Here is a 16332-nt window from a genome sequence, read left to right as displayed (position 1 = left end):
ATCCATGATCACCCTGCGCCGCGCCCTCATGGCCGTCGCCGCGGTCGCCGTGCTCGGCGCCTGTGGCACCACCGAGACCGCCGCCCCAGAACCGGCCGCTTCCGGGGGTACGGCTTCCGCCACCCCATCACTGTGACCGACGACCGCGGTAAGCAGGTCACCCTCGACCGTCCGGCCACCAGGGTGGTCGCCCTGGAGTGGGGCGAGGCCGAGACGGTGGTCAGCCTCGGTGTCATACCGGTCGGCGTGGCCGACGTCAAGGGCTACGGCACGTGGGTGACCGCGGCCAAGCTCGACGCCTCGGTCAAGGATGTCGGCACCCGACAGGAGCCGAGCGTTGACTCCATCGCTGCCCTCCAGCCCGACCTGGTCGTCATGGAGTCCGACGACTCCACGCTCGTGCCGCAGCTGGAGAAGTTCGTCCCTGTCCTCGTTGCCAAGGGCAGCGACGCGAGCGACAACCTGGGCCGCATGCGCACCGACCTCAAAATGATCGCCACCGCACTGGGCAAGACCGCTGAAGCGGACAAGCTGCTGGCCGACCTGGACGCCACGCTGGCCGACGGCAAGGCCAAGCTCTCCGCCGCGGGCTTCGCCGGCAAGCCCTTCGTCATGGCCGACGGCTGGAAGGACGGCAGCAAGATCTCCATCCGCACCTTCGGCAAGGGCTCGCTGGTCTCCGAGGTCGCCACCCAGCTCGGCCTGACCAACGCCTGGACCGGCGAAGTCGACCCGCAATGGGGGCTGGGCAACACCGACGTCGAGGGCCTGACCGCGCTGAAGGACCCCGACACCCGCTTCTTCTACAGCGCCTCCGACGGCGACGACGTCTTCGCCGACGGCCTGGCCTCCAACGCCATCTGGAAGAAGCTGCCGTTCGTCGAGAAGGGCCAGGTCACCAAGCTGCCCGACGGCATCTGGACCTTCGGCGGGCCGCTGTCGTGCAAGCAGTACGCCGAGGCGGTCGTGAAGGCCTACACCGCTTGAGCACCCAGGTCCACCAGGCTCCCGCGGTTCCCACCACGCCACTGCGGCGGCTGGGAACCGCCGGGGTCGTCCTCCTGACACTGGCGGCGGTCGTCCTGGTCGCCGTGGTCCACGTGACGCAGGGCACGTCGTCAATCGGCGCCCTGGACCTGCTGCGGCTGCCGTTCGACGACGGGGACGGCGAGGCCGCCCGGGTGCTGCTGGCCTCCCGGCTGCCCCGGCTGCTGGCCGGAGTCGCCGTCGGCGTCGCCCTGGGCGTGGCGGGAACGCTGCTGCAGTCGGTCTCCCGCAATCCGATGGCCTCGCCCGACACCCTGGCGGTCAGTTCCGGCGCCTACTTCGCGGTCGCCGCGGCAGCCGCGTTCGGCCTGACGTTGCCGCTCGCCCTGTCGGGGCTGCTGGCCATGCTCGGCGGCCTGGCGGCCGCGGCTCTGGTGCTGGCGCTGGCCGCCGGTGGCAGGCTGGGAACCACCAGGCTGATTCTGGCGGGCTCGGCCACCGCGCTGGCGCTCAGCTCTCTCACCAACCTGCTGATGATCCTCTTCGAGGAGGAGACCACCGGCCTGTTCGCCTGGGGCAGCGGCTCGCTCGTGCAAAGCGACCTGAACGCGGTCGTCCAGGCGGGCCCGCTGATGCTGCTGGTGCTGGCCGCCGCGATAGTGGCCGGGCCCAAGCTCGACATTCTGGGCCTGGGCGATGACGCCGCCACCGTGCTCGGCATCAACGTCAGGCGGATGCGGTTGTGGCTCACGCTGCTCTCGGTCGTGCTGGCCGCCGCCGCGGTGACCATCGCGGGCCCCATCGGGTTCGTCGGGCTGTGTGCGCCGGTGATCGTCAGGCTGCTGCCGTCGTCGATCCCCGGCGTGCACCGCCACCGCACGATGCTGCCGCTGGCGGGCCTCGTCGGCGTGCTCATCGTCCTGGGCTCGGACATCGCGCTGCGCGCCGTCCTGGGTGGGCAGGCGGGCGTGGATGTGCCGCCCGGCGTGGTGACCACCATGTTCGGCGCCGCGGCAATGGTGTGGCTGGCCCGCCGCTACCGTGACGCGGGGCCAACCCGCCAGCCACCGATCGTACGCATCCGCGCCACCCGCTCCGGCGCCGCCTTCCTGACCGTCGTGACCGCCTGCGCGCTGCTGCTCGCCGGAGCGGTGTTCCTCGGCATGCTCGGCGGCGACACCTGGATCCTTGGCGGAGACCTGGTCAACTGGCTGAACGGGCGGACCGGACGAGCCCTCACGTACGTGCTCGACCAGCGCTACCCCCGCGTGCTCGCCGCCGTGCTCGCCGGAGCCGCGCTGGCCATCGCGGGCACCGCGGTCCAGGCCGTGTGCCGCAACCCGCTCGCCGAGCCCGGCGTGCTGGGCGTCACGGCGGGCGCAGGCGTCGGGTCGATCTCGCTGCTCGTCCTCGTGCCGCTCGCCGGGATCTGGTCGATGTCCGCTGTCGCCATGGCCGGGGCGCTGGGGGCCTCCGCCGTGGTCTACCTGTTGTCGTGGCGCGGCGGGCTGAACTCGGACCGGCTGGTGCTGATCGGCGTCGGCGTGCAGGCGGCATGCACCGCTCTCACCGTGATGATCATCTTGAAGGCCGATCCGTGGAACACCGCCAAGGCCCTGATCTGGCTGTCCGGCTCCACCTACGGTCGGCTCCCGGTCCAGCTCATCCCGGTCGCGATGGCGCTGCTCCTGGTGACCCCGCTGATCGTCTGGCTCCGCCGCGATCTGGACCTGCTCGCCCTGGACGAGGACAGCCCCCGCGTCCTCGGCGTCCCCCTGGAGCCGGTACGGCTGGCCGCGCTGGGTGGTTCGGTCCTGTTGACCGCCACCGCGGTCTCGGCGGTGGGTGTGATCGGATTCGTCGGCCTGATCGCCCCGCACGCCGCCCGCGCCCTGGTCGGTGCCCGGCACGCCCGCGTCCTTCCGGTGGCCATGCTCCTCGGCGCCCTCCTGGTCAGCCTGTCCGACACGCTCGGACGCACGGTCATCGCCCCGGCCCAGGTGCCCGTCGGGCTCGTCACCGCCCTGCTCGGCACGCCGTACTTCGTATGGCTGCTGTGGCGCTCCCGCGCGAAGGTGCACGATTGAGCAGCCCGTTCAGGTGATCAGCAGGCGAATACGAGACGCTACGGCGATCGAACCGGCCATCACGGAGTCCACCGCTCGCGTGCTCGCCGAGCTGGCGGGAGATCGTGACGCGTGCTGTTGTCATGAACCGCATGCCGCGGGCGCGACGCGCCAGCGGTTGCCAGTAGCGGGTCATACGCCCGAACTGTACAGATTGCGCAACACGATAGATCGTTTTGTAGGCGCAGATGGTGGTCGAAATCCCTCATGGGGCATCATGGCGCGATGAGTGTGCGCTATGACGATGTGCTCGGCCCTCTCCGAACGGCGTACGACGGTAGTGCTGAGCGACGTGATGCCGGCGGCAAGAGCCCGTGGAAGCTGGCGGAGCGGCAGGCGTTCCTGGACCGGCTGCAGGACCACGGTTGCCGGCGGCTGCTGGAGATCGGCGCCGGGACGGGCCAGGACAGTGCGTATTTTCAGGAAAACGGTTTGGAAGTCGTGGCCGTCGATCTGTCGCCGGCCATGGTGGCTCTCTGCCGGGAGAAGGGCATTGAAGCCCACGTCATGGACTTTCTGAATCTCGATTTCACGCTCGGTTCGTTCGACGCCGTATACGCGTTGAACTGCTTGCTGCACGTGCCCAACAGTGACCTTCCGGCGGTCATGGACGCGATCTGCAGGGTGATGCGGACCGGTGGCCTGTTCTTTCTCGGTGTGTACGGCGGGGGCAGCCTGACGGGGGAAGGTGCCTTCGAAGAGGATGATCATGATCCTCCCCGGTTCTTCTCCTTCCGTAGCGATGAGCAGCTTCAGGAGTACGCGCGCAAGTCCTTCGAGATCGTGGACTTCCACGTCGTGGGACCTGGCGAACGTCGGTTCCAGTCGCTGACGTTGCGGCGTCCTGGATGATCGAGCGGCTCTGCGATGACAAAGCACCAGCACCGGTACAACCGCCCACGGTGATTCGCCCGCGAGCCACTCAGAATCGCAAGGGAGGGTGAGGCGGTCCAGGCCTGCGAGACGAGCTGCTGTCGCGTACAGCAGCCGGGCTGATCATTACTCGAAGAGGTCCTGGCCCTCGTGACCCGAGGGGTCCATGCTGAGCAGGTCTTCATGGAGCGACAGCACTGCACGGCCGGTGAGTTCGCCCACCGCTGTGGTCTCCATCAGCCGCCAACCGGGGGAGTCATCTGGTGCTTCGTTATCCCGGCCGTAGGCGGTGAGGCGGTATAGCAGGCCGAAGACCGCTTCGTAGGCCGAGGCGCGCGCGAGCTGAGCAAGGTCGTCGCGGCTCGTCGAGGAAACGTGTGACTCCACCTGGGAACTGTCGCAGCACCCTTTCGGCGAGGGTGCTCTTGCCTACCTGGCGCGCTCCATTGATGACAACGATCCGCGTGTCCTCCAACGCCTCGTAGACCAGTGAAGCCGCACGTCGGGGTAGGTAGTCGATCGCTTCTCCCACGACTACAGACTGGCATCGATGTTAAATCTGCCGAGGGGTGAACGTTAAATCTGCCGAATATTCGGCGAGTCCCGGTGTGTCGGCGCTCTCGGCGTTTCCCTGCTGCGACCCGGGATAAGGGTCCAGGTCAGGGGAAGGATGCCGTATGCCGAGCCGAGTCAAGGTCGAGGGCGACATGTACCACGGGCGCGTGCCTGGGGGCGCGGTCTACGTCGGCCGGGCGGCGCCCGGTCTGCGGGCGAGTCCGTACAACAGTCCGCACAGCGTGAGACAGCAGGGGTGCCGGGCTTGTGGCGGTCGGGTGCATGAACGGGATGAAGTGATCGAGCTTTACCGGGTCCATCTCCGGGAGCATCCCGAGCTGGTCGGGCAGGCGCGTACGGAGCTCAAGGGCAAGGATCTGGCCTGCTGGTGTTCGCTCGAACTTCCCTGCCACGCAGATGTGCTGCTCGCCGTCGTCGCAGGCGAAGAACCGTGAGCACTGGGTGCGTCTAGTGCTGCAGCAGGTGCCGGGTTGCTGCCAGGAGGTCGACCTGGGCTCGCCAGTCGCCGCCTGATATCCCGATGATCGCGCTGGTTGCTCCAGCGTCTCGGTACGCGGCCAGCTTGTCCGCGGCCTCTTTCGGGTGGCCGGTGAGGGGGATGTCAGTGACTTCCGCCAGCGGGCGGGCATATGCGCTGCTGATGCCGGCGGCGATCTCCTCCCTGGATGGAAGATCGGTGGCCGTTCCCAGGGCGGACGTGGCGCCGATGGCGATGAAGGGAGTGGGGCGTGTTTGTTCGGCGGCCAGCTCGATGAGGCGCGTTCGGCCTCTGGCCAGTGGCGGCAGCGGCGATGGCCCGTGCCTGGCCGCCTCGCGAAGGTCGATGCGGTCGCGCTGCTGTACGGCGATTCCCGGCAGGATAACGCCGATCTCGAAGGTTCCCATAGGGATACGGTGCAACCTCGAGTTAAGTTGATGTCAATCTGGAGGGCGTGAGAGTGCGGCGGCTGCACTGGCGTTTCTGAGGCGGCCCTTGCGCCCAGGATGGAAATCGCTTAGGAAGGTTTCCTATTAATAAATGGGGTGAGGCGAGTGCGGGCGAAGGTTGTCGCGACGGCGGCCGTCTTGGGACTCCTGCTGATCATCGCCGGTTGTGGGACGTCCGAACCCGCCGAGGCCCCGGTCAACGCCGACGATGTCATGTTCGTACAGATGATGGTGCAGCACCACCGGCAGGGTATCGAGATCGCCAAGGTGGGCACCGCGCGAGCCGCCAAGCAAGAGATCAAGACGCTTACCGCGGCCATCGAGAGCACGCAGCAGAACGAGGTCGAGATGATGTTGCGCTGGCTGCACTCCTGGGATCAGCCGCTCACCGCCCCCTCGGCAGGGCACGATCACCACGGCGGCATGTCGGAGACCGACGTCAAGCAGATCCAGGCGCTGAAGAAGTCCAAGGCCTTCGAGCGCGACCTGCTCAACCTGCTGATCGCCCACCAGGACGACGCCGTGCAGATGGCGGGCATGGAGGTCTACAACGGGGCGAACCCGGCGGTCAAGGAATGGGCGAAGCAGGTGCAGGCCTCCAGGAAAGGCCAGATCGACATGATGACGGAGTGGCTCAAAGGCTGACGCGTCCTACGAAGTCACGTAACGCCCGGCCCAGCGTGGCAGCGGCTAATACCGAGATGCCTCCTGCGATCCACACCATCACAGGCTTCGTGTGGCGAAAACTACTCTGCTCATAGACGCCGATGGCATTAAGTGATTAGATCACTTGATATGTCCGAGGTGACGCGTCCCACGCTTTCCGACGCTCTGACCGAGCGCATGCTGGAGCTCATCCATACCGGAGGACACCGGCCGGGGGACAGGCTGCCCTCGACCAGGGAGCTCTCCCAGCGCTTCGCCGTCACCACCCCGACGCTGCGCGAGGCGCTGCGCAGGCTCGAGGCCACCGGGGCCATCGAGATGCGGCACGGCTCCGGCATCTACGTCGGGGCCGACATCGAGCGGCTGGTCCTGCCCAATCCCAACATGCGCGAGCTTCGCGCGGCCCGGCTGCTGGAGCTGCTGGACGCGCGCATCCTGATCGAGCCGCCGCTGGCCGCGCTGGCCGCCGAGCACGCGGGTCGCGAGGAGCTGGCCGCGCTCAAGCAAGCGCTCGACGAAGCACGTAGGCACCTGCGCGGCGAGGACGCCGAGCTGCACGACGCGAACATGACCTTCCACCGGGCGACCGCACGACTGGCGAGCAACAGCGTGCTGCATGAGGTCGTCGACTCGCTGCTCACCGTTCACGGGCCGGAGCAACGGGAGATCCTGCAGATCTTCGACGACCGGCGCCGCGACTACGAGGAGCACCTGGCGATCCTGGAGGCCATCGAAGCACGCGACGCGGCCGCGGCCGAAGAGCGGATGCGGGCCCACCTGGTGGACGTGAAAACGGTTATAGAGCACCGGTTGCAACCCCCCAAGTAGAGAACCAAGGAGGCCGGCCCATGTACCGGTCACGCATGGCCGCACTCGGCGTGGCGGCGCTCGTCCTGACCGCCTGCGGCGGTGGCAACGCCGCGGCGCCGCAGAAGAAGACCGAATTAACGCTGTACAACGACAAAGGCGCCTGGACGAAGTTTTTCGATGAGATGGGCGCATTGTCCAAGCAGAGCATCGGCCTGGGCATGAAGCCGACGGGATATACGGACTCGGCGCAGTACCAGGCCTTCATCAAGGCGTCGTTCCGCACGGACGTCAAGCCCGACCTGTTCACCTGGCAGACCGGGGGGATGCTGGAGGAGATCGTCAAGCAGAAGCAGGTGGCCGACACCACGGCCGTCTGGCAGGAGGCGATCAAGGCGGGCGACCTGTCGCAGGACCTCGCCCCCTACTACACGATCGGCGGCAAGCAGTATTGCGTGCCGATGAACGTCGCCTACTGGGGCATGTTCTACAACAAGAAGATCTTCGACAAGTACGATCTGCAGCCGCCGCAGACGTGGGACGACCTCATCAAGACCGCGGACACCCTGAAGCAGAACGGGGTCAAGGCCTTCTATCACACCAGTGTGCTGTTCTCGTTCGTCTGGTTCGAGCAGCTCATGGCCGGCACCGACCCCGACCTGTACGACCGTCTGTCCACCGGCAAGGCCAAGTACACCGACCCGGGCGTGGTCCAGGTGATGGAGAAGTGGAAGCAGCTCATCGACGCCGGATATTTCATCAATCCGGGCGATAAAACGGACCCTGGCGACGTACTCAAGAACGGCAAGGCCGCGATGGTCTCCTTCGGGACCTGGTTCAACACCAGCATGACCCAGCGCGACCTGAAGCCGGGCACCGACTACGGCTTCTTCGCCATCCCCAACGTCAACGCCTCGCTCCCCAAGACGTCGATGATCTTCGAGAGTGGCCCGCTCTGCTCGCTGGCCAAGGCCGCCGACCCCGACGCCAGTATGAAGTACCTCAAATGGTGGACCACCGCCGAGGCCCAGGAGAAGTGGGCCACGAGCCGGGGCGACGTGAGCGCCAACCCCAAGGTCACCATCAAGGACGAGGCGCTCGGCGCCGTCACCAAGGACGCGGGCAGCGGCAAGTATCGACTGGTCAACCGCTACTTCGAGGCCACGCCGCCACCCATCCTGACGGCCGCGCTCGACGGCTTCAGCAAGTTCGTCACCGAGCCCGGCACGTACAAGGAGGTCCTGGAGACCATCCAGAAGGAGGCCGACGAGTACTGGAGCACGCATCAGTGACCGCCCGCACACCTATGCTGGGGCGGTTCCGGCACGGTTACGTGGCGCCGGCGGCCATTCTGGTCGCAGTGCTGCTCTACGCGCCGTTCGTGTGGACCGCCTACCTGAGCCTCACCCGATACGACGGGCTGGAGCCGCCCGCCTGGGTCGGCCTCGCCAACTTCGGCAAGTTGTTGGACGACCCGGCGCTGCTCACCTCGACCCGCAACACGCTCATCTGGGTGGTCGGCACGATGGTGCTGCCGGTCGGGCTCGGGCTGCTGGTCGCGGTCCTGTCGTACGACATCAAGGGCGGCGCCTGGTACCGCGTGCCGTTCATGTTGCCGTACGCGCTGAGCGGCGCCGGTCTGGCCATGGTGTGGAGCCCGATCCTGTCGCACGACGGGGTCGCCAACCTCCTGCTGGGCGTGGACACCGCGTTCCTGCAGGAAGCGCCGCACAACACCCTCGCCATGCTGCTGGTGTGGACCTGGCAGCAGCTGGGCGTGAACACGTTGCTGTTCGTCGTGGGCCTGCAGTCCATCCCCAAGGAGCCGATCGAGGCGGCGCGGCTGGACGGGGCGTCGGGGTGGGGGCTGTTCAGGCACGTGATCTGGCCGCTGATGAGGCCGCTGACGGCGGTCGTGGTGGGGCTGGCGCTGGTGGCCAGCCTGAAGACGTTCGACATCGTGTGGGTGCTGACGCAGGGCGGTCCGGGGCGCAACTCCGAGACGCTCGCGGTCACCATGTACAAGGAGACCTTCGTGGCCAGTGACTACGGCTACGGCTCGGCCGTGGCGGTGATGTTGACCGTCGTCACGGGCCTGGCGTCCTACCTCTACCTGAGGAGGCAGGTGACGTCATGATCCGGCGTGCCGTGCTCGTCGTGCTCGGGCTGATCTGGCTCGGGCCGACGTATCTGCTGCTCGTCAACGCCTCGCGGCCGGCGACCTCGTACGATCCGGCGAGCGCGTGGGTGCCGTCCGGCGACTTCGCGCTCTTCGAGAACTTCGCCAGGGCCGTCGACGGCGCCAACCTGTCGGAAAGCCTGGCCAGCAGCGCGCTCTACAGCGTCGTCTCGCCGCTGCTCGGCGTGATCATCGGGGCGCTGGCCGGGTACACGATCGTGGTGCTGCGGCTGCGGCACGGGTTCTGGTGGTTCCTGCTGATCTTCGGCGGCACCGTCTTCCCCTCCCAGATGATGCTCGTGCCGCTGTTCGTCAGCTACAGCGACGCCGGCCTGTACGACACCCACCTCGGCCTGATCCTCATCTACACGGCGATCAACGTGCCGCTGGGCGCGTTCGTGTTGCGGAACTTCTACTCCGGCGTCGCGTTCTCGATCTTCGAGGCGGCCCGCATGGACGGCGCCTCGACGTGGCGCATCTTCTGGCGCATTTACCTGCCGATGTCACTGAGCGCGCTGACGGCCGTGTTCATCCTCGAGTTCACCTTCATCTGGAACGACCTCGTCTTCGGCCTCACCCTGACCCAGACCGAGAACGTGCGCCCGGTGATGACCGCCATCGCCGGGCTCATGACCGATGTGTACGCCGGCACCCCGGTGCCCGTCGGCCTGGCGGCAGGGCTTGTGGTCTCGCTGCCGACAGTCGTGTTGTTCCTCGCCACCCAGCGCCTCTTCGCCCGAGGCCTGTCCCTAGGGAGTGTGTGATGACCAGCCGGTTGCTCCAGCGGAGCCTGGGTAGCCCCGACTACGACGGGATCAGGCAGGCGCTGCGGGACGACACTTCGACGCCCGTCATCAGCGTGCGCGGGCTGGAGGTACGGGTCGCGGTGTTGCCGCTGTTCACTCACGACGGCCGGCAGGCGGTCAGGGTGTCGAGCACCGAGCCGCTGACACACGTGCTGGTCGGTGCGGACAGTGCGTCGGGCAAGGACGTGACCTTGCTGGTGCCCGAGGTGGACACGCCACGCGTGCTCACGCTGGAGTGCCGCGACGACGCCGGGGTGGTCGGCAGCGCCCGGATCACGGTGACCCCGCAGCGCAAGTGGAGCGTGTTCGTCGTGCACCACTCGCACCTGGACATCGGCTACACCGACCCGCAGGGCACCGTGCTCCGCCACCACCTGGACTACCTCGACGCGGCGCTGCGGCTGGCGGAGGAGACCGCGTCCTGGCCGGACGACGCCAAGTTCCGGTGGACGGTCGAGTCGTCGATGCCGGCGGTGAAGTGGCTGGCCGCCCGCCCGGCCGAGATGGTCGAGTCCTTCACGCGACGGGGCCGCGAAGGCGTGATCGAGGTGACCGCGCTGCCGTTCCAGCTGCACACGGAGGCATGCTCCACTGAGGAACTGCATCGGCAGCTCCGCTTCACCCGGCAGTTCGGGTTCCCGGTCACCTCGGCCATGCACACCGACGTTCCCGGTGCGGTCGTCGGGCTGGTGGACGCGCTCAGCCAGGCCGGGGTGCGCTATCTGGCGGCGGCGCACAACTGGGCCGGGCGTTCCGTGCCCTACCTGCACGGCGGCGACAAGCTGACCAGGCCGTTCCGGTGGCGGGCGCCGAGCGGGAACGAGCTGATCGTGTGGTTCACCGACACGCCGCACGGGATGGCGTACATGGAGGGCAACACGGTCGGGCTGACCGACTCCTACGAGCTGGCCGACGACCTGCTGCCGCGGTACCTGTCGGCGCTGGCGACACGCGGCTACCCGTACGGGCCCGGCACGTTCGGGTGGCAGGGGCCCGACGCGCCGCGGGAGCCGTACGAGCTGGACGTGCTGCACCTGCGGGTGCAGGGCGCGCACGCCGACAACGCGGGACCGTCGATCGTGCCCGCCTCGATCGCCCGCAGGTGGAACGAGGAGTGGGCCTATCCGCGCCTGCGCTCGGCGGTCAACAGGGACTTCTTCGAGCATGTCGAGGAGCGGTACCTCGACCGGCTGGCGGTGCACGAGGGCGACTGGACCGACTGGTGGGCCGACGGGCTCGGCTCGGGCGCGCGCCCGCTCGGCTACGTACGCCGGGCGCAGTCGGCGCTGCGGGTCGCCGAGACGCTGCACACGCTGGCCGGGGCCGACGCCACCGAGGAGATCGACGCCGCCTACGACAAGGTCGCCCTGTTCAACGAGCACACGTGGGGCGCGGCCAACCCGTGGGAGGACGCCGAGGAGGCCGGGGACTCCGGCGGGCTGCAGTGGACCCGCAAGTCCTCCGGGGCCTACCAGGCGCAGGACGACGCGGCCGACCTGCTGCACGCGGCCGTCAGACGGTTCGCCGCGGCGTTGTCGGAGAGGGGGGCTGAGGGCGGCGCTCTGACCTCCTTCGCGGTCTTCAACCCCGCGACCCGGGCGCGCACCGACGTCGTGCACGCGTTCCTGCCGCGTGACGTGGTGGGCGTGGACGTGCCGATCGCGCTGGTGGACGCGCGGACCGGGGAGACGGTCCCGCATCACGAGGAGTTCGTGGACCCGGACGACTGGCCGACCCGGCCGATCGGGCGGCACGTGCACGCGGTCGTGCCCGACGTTCCCGGGTACGCCTACGTGCGGCTGGACGTCGTCCCCGGCGAGACCCAGGCCCCGGAGCCGGTCGAGCTCCGCGAGCTCGGCGACAGCCCAGTGATCGAGAACGAGTTCTACCGCGTGGCATACGACGTGCGCGAGGGCTACATCAGCTCGATCTTCGACAAGCGGGCGGGCCGCGAGCTGGTCAACGGGGACGCCGCCGCCGGGTTCGGCCAGTATGTGTACGACCAGTACGCCACCGCCCCGCATTTCAACCATTTGTCGGGCCATGTCGGGGCGCATGATCGTACGCTCCTCGGGGACCGGGCCATCGGCCGGCACGCCACGATCACCAAGTGCCGACGCACGGCCGTCGGCGAGAAGCTGGTCGTGGAGCTGCACGGCAAGGGCGTGGACTGGATCCGCACCACGATCGAGTTGCACTACGGCGTGCCCCGGCTGGACCTCACCTACCAGCTCGCCAAGCAGGGCACCCCGGCAAAGGAGGCGGTGTTCCTGGCCTTCCCGTTCGCCACAGGACAGGCCACCGCCTGGGAGCTGACCGGCGGCGTCGGCGGGCCCGGCGTGCCGCGCGTGCCGGGCTCGGCCGAGTACATGTTGCCGATCAGGCACTGGATCGCCTTCGAGGACCCCGAGCTGACCATCGCCTGGGCCACGCTGGAGGCGCCGCTGGTCCAGCTGGGCACCATCCACATGCCGTACGCGCCGTTCCCGCCGACCCTCGACCAGGAGGACGGCACGGTCTACTCGTGGGCGCTCAACAACATCTGGGACACCAATTTCCCGGCGCAGCAGCAGGGGGAGACCACCTTCCGCTATGCGGTCACGTCGCAGGCGGGAGCCCAGGGCAGGCGGCTGGGCGCGGCGGCGGCCGCCGGGCTGACCGAGCCGTTCGTCGGTGCGCTGATCAGCGACAGCCCCGCGGCCACCGAGACGTACGCCTCGGTCGACCATCCGGACGTGCTCATCACCTCGATCGGGAAGGACAGTGTCAGGCTCCAGTCGCTGGCCGCCGAACCGGTCGAGGCGACAGTCACCATGACAGGTCGTGAGCCGGTCGAGGTACGGCTGCCCGCCTGTGGGGTCGCCGTCATTGGGGGTACGCGCTCATGAAGATCGTCGATATCCGGGCCACGACGGTCGCGGTCCCGCTTGAGGCGCCGCTGCGGCACAGCAACGGCGCGCACTGGGGGCGGTTCATCCGCACGATCGTCGAGGTCGAGGCCGACAACGGGCTCGTCGGCCTCGGGGAGATGGGTGGCGGCGGGGAGAGCGCCGAGGCCGCCTTCCGTGCGCTGGTGCCGTACCTGAAGGACCACGACCCCTTCCAACTGGAGGCACTGCGCTTCAAGATCGCTAACCCGACGGCCTCGCTCTACAACAACCGCACGCAGCTCCTGGCCGCCATCGAGTTCGCCTGCATCGACCTCATCGGCCAGCAGCTTGGGGTGCCCGCCAGCGACCTGCTCGGCGGGCGCCTCCGCGACGCCGTGCCGTTCGCCTCGTACCTGTTCTTCCGGTACGCCGACGCCGGCTACGGCGAGATCCGCACGCCCGGGCAGCTCGTGGAGCACACCGCGCAGCTCAAAGCGGCGCACGGGTTCACCGTGCACAAGCTCAAGGGCGGCGTGTTCCCGCCGGACTACGAGCTGGAGTGCTACCGGGCGCTGGCGGAGGAGTTTCCCGGCGACCGGCTCAGATACGACCCGAACGCCGTGTTGTCGGTGGCCGAGGGACTGCGGTTCGGCCGGGCCATCGAGGACCTGAACAACGACTACCTGGAGGACCCGGTCTGGGGGCTTGAAGGGCTCAGGGCCGTGCGCGAGCAGGTCAGGGTGCCGCTGGCGACGAACACCGTGGTCGTCAACTTCGAGCAGCTCGCTTCCAACGTGTTGCGCAGGGCCGCCGACGTGGTGCTGCTCGACACGACCTTCTGGGGCGGGATCAGGTCGTGCGTGAAGGCGGCGGGGGTGTGTGAGACGTTCCAGCTCGGCGTGGCCGTGCACTCGTCGGGGGAGCTGGGGATCCAGCTCGCGACCATGCTGCATCTCGGCGCCGTGCTGCCGAACCTCACCTACGCCGCCGACGCCCACTACCACCAGCTGCGTGACGACGTGATCGAGGGCGGCAAGCTGGCCTACGTGGACGGGGCGATCGCCGTGCCGTCGGCGCCCGGGCTGGGGGTGCGGCTGGACCGGGAGCGGGTTGCCCGCTATGCCGAGCTTTATCGCGAAATTGGCGGATATCCGTATGATCGCGACCCTGGGCGGCCGGGCTGGTACGCCACGGTCCCGAACGAACGTTTCGCGGACCCCACCGTGTCCCTGGAAATAGCTCCATAATTGGGCGCTATGTCTGAAGCTACTCAGCCTGCTCCCCCTGCCGACAACCTCGTCACCACGTCCCACACCCTGCCGTCGGGCGAGGTGTACACCGCCGTCACCGGAACCATGGTGCTGCGCGAGGAGGTGTTCACCGACGGCACGTTCGACGGTCTGCGGGCGAAGGCCGAGATGTTCGTCACGGCGTACACGCTGGCCGGAGCGGACCGGCTGACCAGGCCGGTCACCTTCGCGTTCAATGGCGGTCCCGGGTCGTCGAGCGTGTGGTTGCACCTGGGCGTGCTCGGGCCGCGCCGGGTTGTCATGGGCGACGCGGGGGCGTTGCTGCCGCCGCCGTACGGGTTGACCGACAACGAGGAGAGCCTGCTGAGGGAGAGCGACCTGGTCTTCATCGACCCGATCTCCACTGGCTACTCGCGGGCGGCCGAAGGCGAGAAGGCCGAGCCGTACCACGGGTTCACCGGCGACCTGGAGTCGGTGGGCGAGCTCATCAGGTTGTGGACCACCAGGAACGGGCGGTGGATGTCGCCCAAGTTCCTGGCCGGGGAGTCGTACGGGACGGTCAGGGCGGCCGGGCTGGCCGATCACCTGCAGTCGCGTTATGGGCTCTATCTCAACGGCGTGATCCTCATCTCGTCGGTGCTGGACTTCGGCACCGGGGAGTTCAACGAGGGCAACGACCTGGCCTACGCCCTCTATCTGCCGACTTATGCGGCCATCGCGCACTATCACGGGCTGCACGGCGACCGGCCGCTGGCGGACGTGCTCCGCGAGGCCGAGGAGTTCGCCGACCGCGACTACCTGTGGGCGCTGGCCCGCGGCAGCCGGCTGACGCGGGAGGAACGCGCCGCCGCGGTCGCCAGGGTCGCCGCGCTGACCGGGCTGAGCGAGGACTACGTCGACCGCGTGAACCTGCGGATCGAGCACATCAGGTTCTTCACCGAGCTGCTGCGCTCGCGCCGGCTGACCGTCGGACGCCTCGACGGTCGTTTCACCGGCTGGGACCCCGACGCGGGGCGCGAGCACTTCTCCGCCGACCCCAGCATGAACGCGATCATGGGCCCCTACAGCGCCGCGCTCAACCACTACCTCCGCGCCGAGCTGGAGTACGCCAACGACCTGCCGTACGAGGTGCTCACCTCGCGCGTGCAGCCGTGGTCGTACAAGGAGTTCGAGAATGCGCACGTCACGGTGGTCGACAAGCTGAGCGCGGCCATGCGGGCCAACCCGCACCTGCGGGTGCACGTGGCCTGCGGCTACCACGACGGGGCGACGCCGTACCACGCCGCCGAGCACACCGTCGCCCACCTGCCCGTGCCCGCCGAGTTGGCGGGCAACGTGGAGGTCAAGTACTACGAGGCCGGGCACATGATGTACGTTCACGAGCCCAGCAGACTGCGCCAGTCAGCCGACATCGCCGCCTTTGTGCGCGGCGAGCACGGTTGACGCCCTTTTGAGGCGATGCTCAAGGTTGGCCCGGAGGGCGGCGAAGCGGTCGGTGTTGTCGCTGATGACGGCCCGTTGCAGCGCCGCGTCCGCCGCGTGCCAGGCGGCCACCAGTCCCGACGCCCACTTGCACCGCGTGTCCGAGATCGCGGTCTGCTTCTCGTCCTCGGTCACGGTGCGTTTGTCCAGGTCCCAGCGGCTGTCGGCGATGGCCGCCTCGGGAGCCGGGTACGAGTGGCCCTCCTGGCTCATGCACGACTGCCAGCGCTTGACGGCGCTCGTCACCGACGGGTTCTTGGCGGACTGCTCCAACGTGAGCGAGTCCTGCAGAGCCAGCCACGGCCAGTCCGCCTTCTGCGCGCCCCGCTCCAGGACCAGCGACGCCCGGTCCATGCACCCCCGGTTCGCGGCGGTGCCGTACAGGCGGTGGCGGGTGGGCTTGGGCAGCTTGCCCGCCCAGGATCGGGTCGTGTCGGGAGACGGCGGCCGGGCGAGGTGGTAGCCGTAACGCCGGGCCGCCTCGGCGTCCACGACGCCGTAGCGGCGGGAGTTGCCCGGTTCCACGGCCGCGATGGCGGCCGGGTCCGCGGCAGGCGGCTCGATCGTGACGCCCCGCTTACGCATGCACCGCACGACGAGGAGATTGTGTGCGTTACCCAGAATGGCCCGCTGCTCGGGAGTGGTCTTGTAGGCGTCGAACGGCAGCACCAGCTGCGCCACAGACGTGACGGCAGGTGCTGGCGTCTGCTGCCGGGGTTCGTCGCCGGCGCAGCCGGCGGCGCACATCAGCAGCAGTGAGCCGGAGCTCGCCGCAAGGAGCCC

The 16332-nt window shown here is 68.5% G+C and carries 16 protein-coding genes; 13 read left to right on the top strand and 3 right to left on the bottom strand.

All coding sequences use genetic code 11. The annotated features are described in order from the left end of the window. Window positions 1-4: 4 nt before the first annotated feature. The 4 genes from ACTWPT_RS20390 to ACTWPT_RS20375 all read left to right on the top strand — a co-directional run bounded on the left by ACTWPT_RS20390 (window position 5) and on the right by ACTWPT_RS20375 (window position 3965). Window positions 5-136: a hypothetical protein gene (locus ACTWPT_RS20390; RefSeq protein ID WP_443179008.1), complete on the top strand. Its 132-nt coding sequence runs from the start codon at window positions 5-7 to the stop codon at window positions 134-136. Continuing rightward, entirely contained in the window at window positions 133-987 is an 855-nt protein-coding gene (locus ACTWPT_RS20385) for an ABC transporter substrate-binding protein (RefSeq protein ID WP_443179007.1), read from the top strand. The genes ACTWPT_RS20390 and ACTWPT_RS20385 overlap by 4 nt, the downstream gene beginning before the upstream one ends. Continuing rightward, window positions 984-3074 carry an iron ABC transporter permease gene (locus ACTWPT_RS20380; protein WP_443179006.1) on the top strand — a complete coding sequence of 697 codons (2091 nt, stop codon included), beginning with the start codon at window positions 984-986 and terminating at the stop codon, window positions 3072-3074. Before ACTWPT_RS20385 ends, ACTWPT_RS20380 begins: the two co-directional genes overlap by 4 nt. A 264-nt stretch (window positions 3075-3338) precedes the next feature. After that, window positions 3339-3965 carry a class I SAM-dependent methyltransferase gene (locus ACTWPT_RS20375; protein ID WP_443179005.1) on the top strand — a complete coding sequence of 209 codons (627 nt, stop codon included), beginning with the start codon at window positions 3339-3341 and terminating at the stop codon, window positions 3963-3965. Between the two features lie 147 nt (window positions 3966-4112). Here ACTWPT_RS20375 and ACTWPT_RS20370 read toward each other — a convergent pair whose 3' ends face one another. Next, complete coding sequence (locus ACTWPT_RS20370; RefSeq protein WP_443179004.1) at window positions 4113-4373, bottom strand: hypothetical protein; 261 nt, start codon at window positions 4371-4373, stop codon at window positions 4113-4115. 290 nt (window positions 4374-4663) lie between these two features. Here ACTWPT_RS20370 and ACTWPT_RS20365 point away from each other — a divergent pair, with 290 nt between their 5' ends. Beyond that, window positions 4664-4996 carry a DUF4326 domain-containing protein gene (locus ACTWPT_RS20365; protein ID WP_443179003.1) on the top strand — a complete coding sequence of 111 codons (333 nt, stop codon included), beginning with the start codon at window positions 4664-4666 and terminating at the stop codon, window positions 4994-4996. Between the two features lie 13 nt (window positions 4997-5009). On the opposite strand, the gene ACTWPT_RS20360 is transcribed toward ACTWPT_RS20365, so the two are convergent. Next, entirely contained in the window at window positions 5010-5447 is a 438-nt protein-coding gene (locus ACTWPT_RS20360; RefSeq protein ID WP_443179002.1) for a hypothetical protein, read from the bottom strand. A gap of 147 nt (window positions 5448-5594) precedes the next feature. Between ACTWPT_RS20360 and ACTWPT_RS20355 the strand changes: the two genes are divergently transcribed. The 8 genes from ACTWPT_RS20355 to ACTWPT_RS20320 all read left to right on the top strand — a co-directional run bounded on the left by ACTWPT_RS20355 (window position 5595) and on the right by ACTWPT_RS20320 (window position 15510). After that, window positions 5595-6134 (top strand): DUF305 domain-containing protein, encoded by a 540-nt coding sequence (locus ACTWPT_RS20355; protein WP_443179001.1) that lies wholly within the window; start codon window positions 5595-5597, stop codon window positions 6132-6134. Between the two features lie 150 nt (window positions 6135-6284). Further along, window positions 6285-6983, top strand: coding sequence for a FadR/GntR family transcriptional regulator (locus ACTWPT_RS20350; protein WP_443179000.1), 699 nt, complete (start codon window positions 6285-6287; stop codon window positions 6981-6983). A gap of 20 nt (window positions 6984-7003) precedes the next feature. Next, a complete protein-coding gene (locus ACTWPT_RS20345; RefSeq protein WP_443178999.1) occupies window positions 7004-8254 on the top strand; it encodes an ABC transporter substrate-binding protein in 1251 nt (416 codons plus the stop codon). Beyond that, a complete protein-coding gene (locus tag ACTWPT_RS20340; protein WP_443178998.1) occupies window positions 8251-9099 on the top strand; it encodes a carbohydrate ABC transporter permease in 849 nt (282 codons plus the stop codon). The genes ACTWPT_RS20345 and ACTWPT_RS20340 overlap by 4 nt, the downstream gene beginning before the upstream one ends. Continuing rightward, window positions 9096-9905: a carbohydrate ABC transporter permease gene (locus ACTWPT_RS20335; protein ID WP_443178997.1), complete on the top strand. Its 810-nt coding sequence runs from the start codon at window positions 9096-9098 to the stop codon at window positions 9903-9905. The genes ACTWPT_RS20340 and ACTWPT_RS20335 overlap by 4 nt, the downstream gene beginning before the upstream one ends. Next, window positions 9905-12835, top strand: coding sequence for a glycoside hydrolase family 38 N-terminal domain-containing protein (locus ACTWPT_RS20330; protein ID WP_443178996.1), 2931 nt, complete (start codon window positions 9905-9907; stop codon window positions 12833-12835). Before ACTWPT_RS20335 ends, ACTWPT_RS20330 begins: the two co-directional genes overlap by 1 nt. Continuing rightward, window positions 12832-14064 carry an enolase C-terminal domain-like protein gene (locus ACTWPT_RS20325; protein ID WP_443178995.1) on the top strand — a complete coding sequence of 411 codons (1233 nt, stop codon included), beginning with the start codon at window positions 12832-12834 and terminating at the stop codon, window positions 14062-14064. The genes ACTWPT_RS20330 and ACTWPT_RS20325 overlap by 4 nt, the downstream gene beginning before the upstream one ends. A 9-nt stretch (window positions 14065-14073) precedes the next feature. After that, the gene (locus ACTWPT_RS20320) at window positions 14074-15510 is read left to right on the top strand and encodes a S10 family peptidase (RefSeq protein WP_443178994.1); all 1437 of its coding nucleotides are present in this window, start codon (window positions 14074-14076) and stop codon (window positions 15508-15510) included. Here the strand turns inward: ACTWPT_RS20320 and ACTWPT_RS20315 are convergent. After that, a complete protein-coding gene (locus tag ACTWPT_RS20315) occupies window positions 15469-16230 on the bottom strand; it encodes a hypothetical protein (RefSeq protein ID WP_443178993.1) in 762 nt (253 codons plus the stop codon). The two genes, ACTWPT_RS20320 and ACTWPT_RS20315, sit on opposite strands and share 42 nt — an antisense overlap. Window positions 16231-16332 lie beyond the last annotated feature (102 nt).

The organism is Nonomuraea sp. 3N208 (assembly GCF_052245935.1).
Taxonomy (GTDB): domain Bacteria; phylum Actinomycetota; class Actinomycetes; order Streptosporangiales; family Streptosporangiaceae; genus Nonomuraea.
The sequence above is the reverse complement of the archived record's forward strand: the minus strand, read 5'-3'. Positions and strand labels throughout refer to the sequence as shown.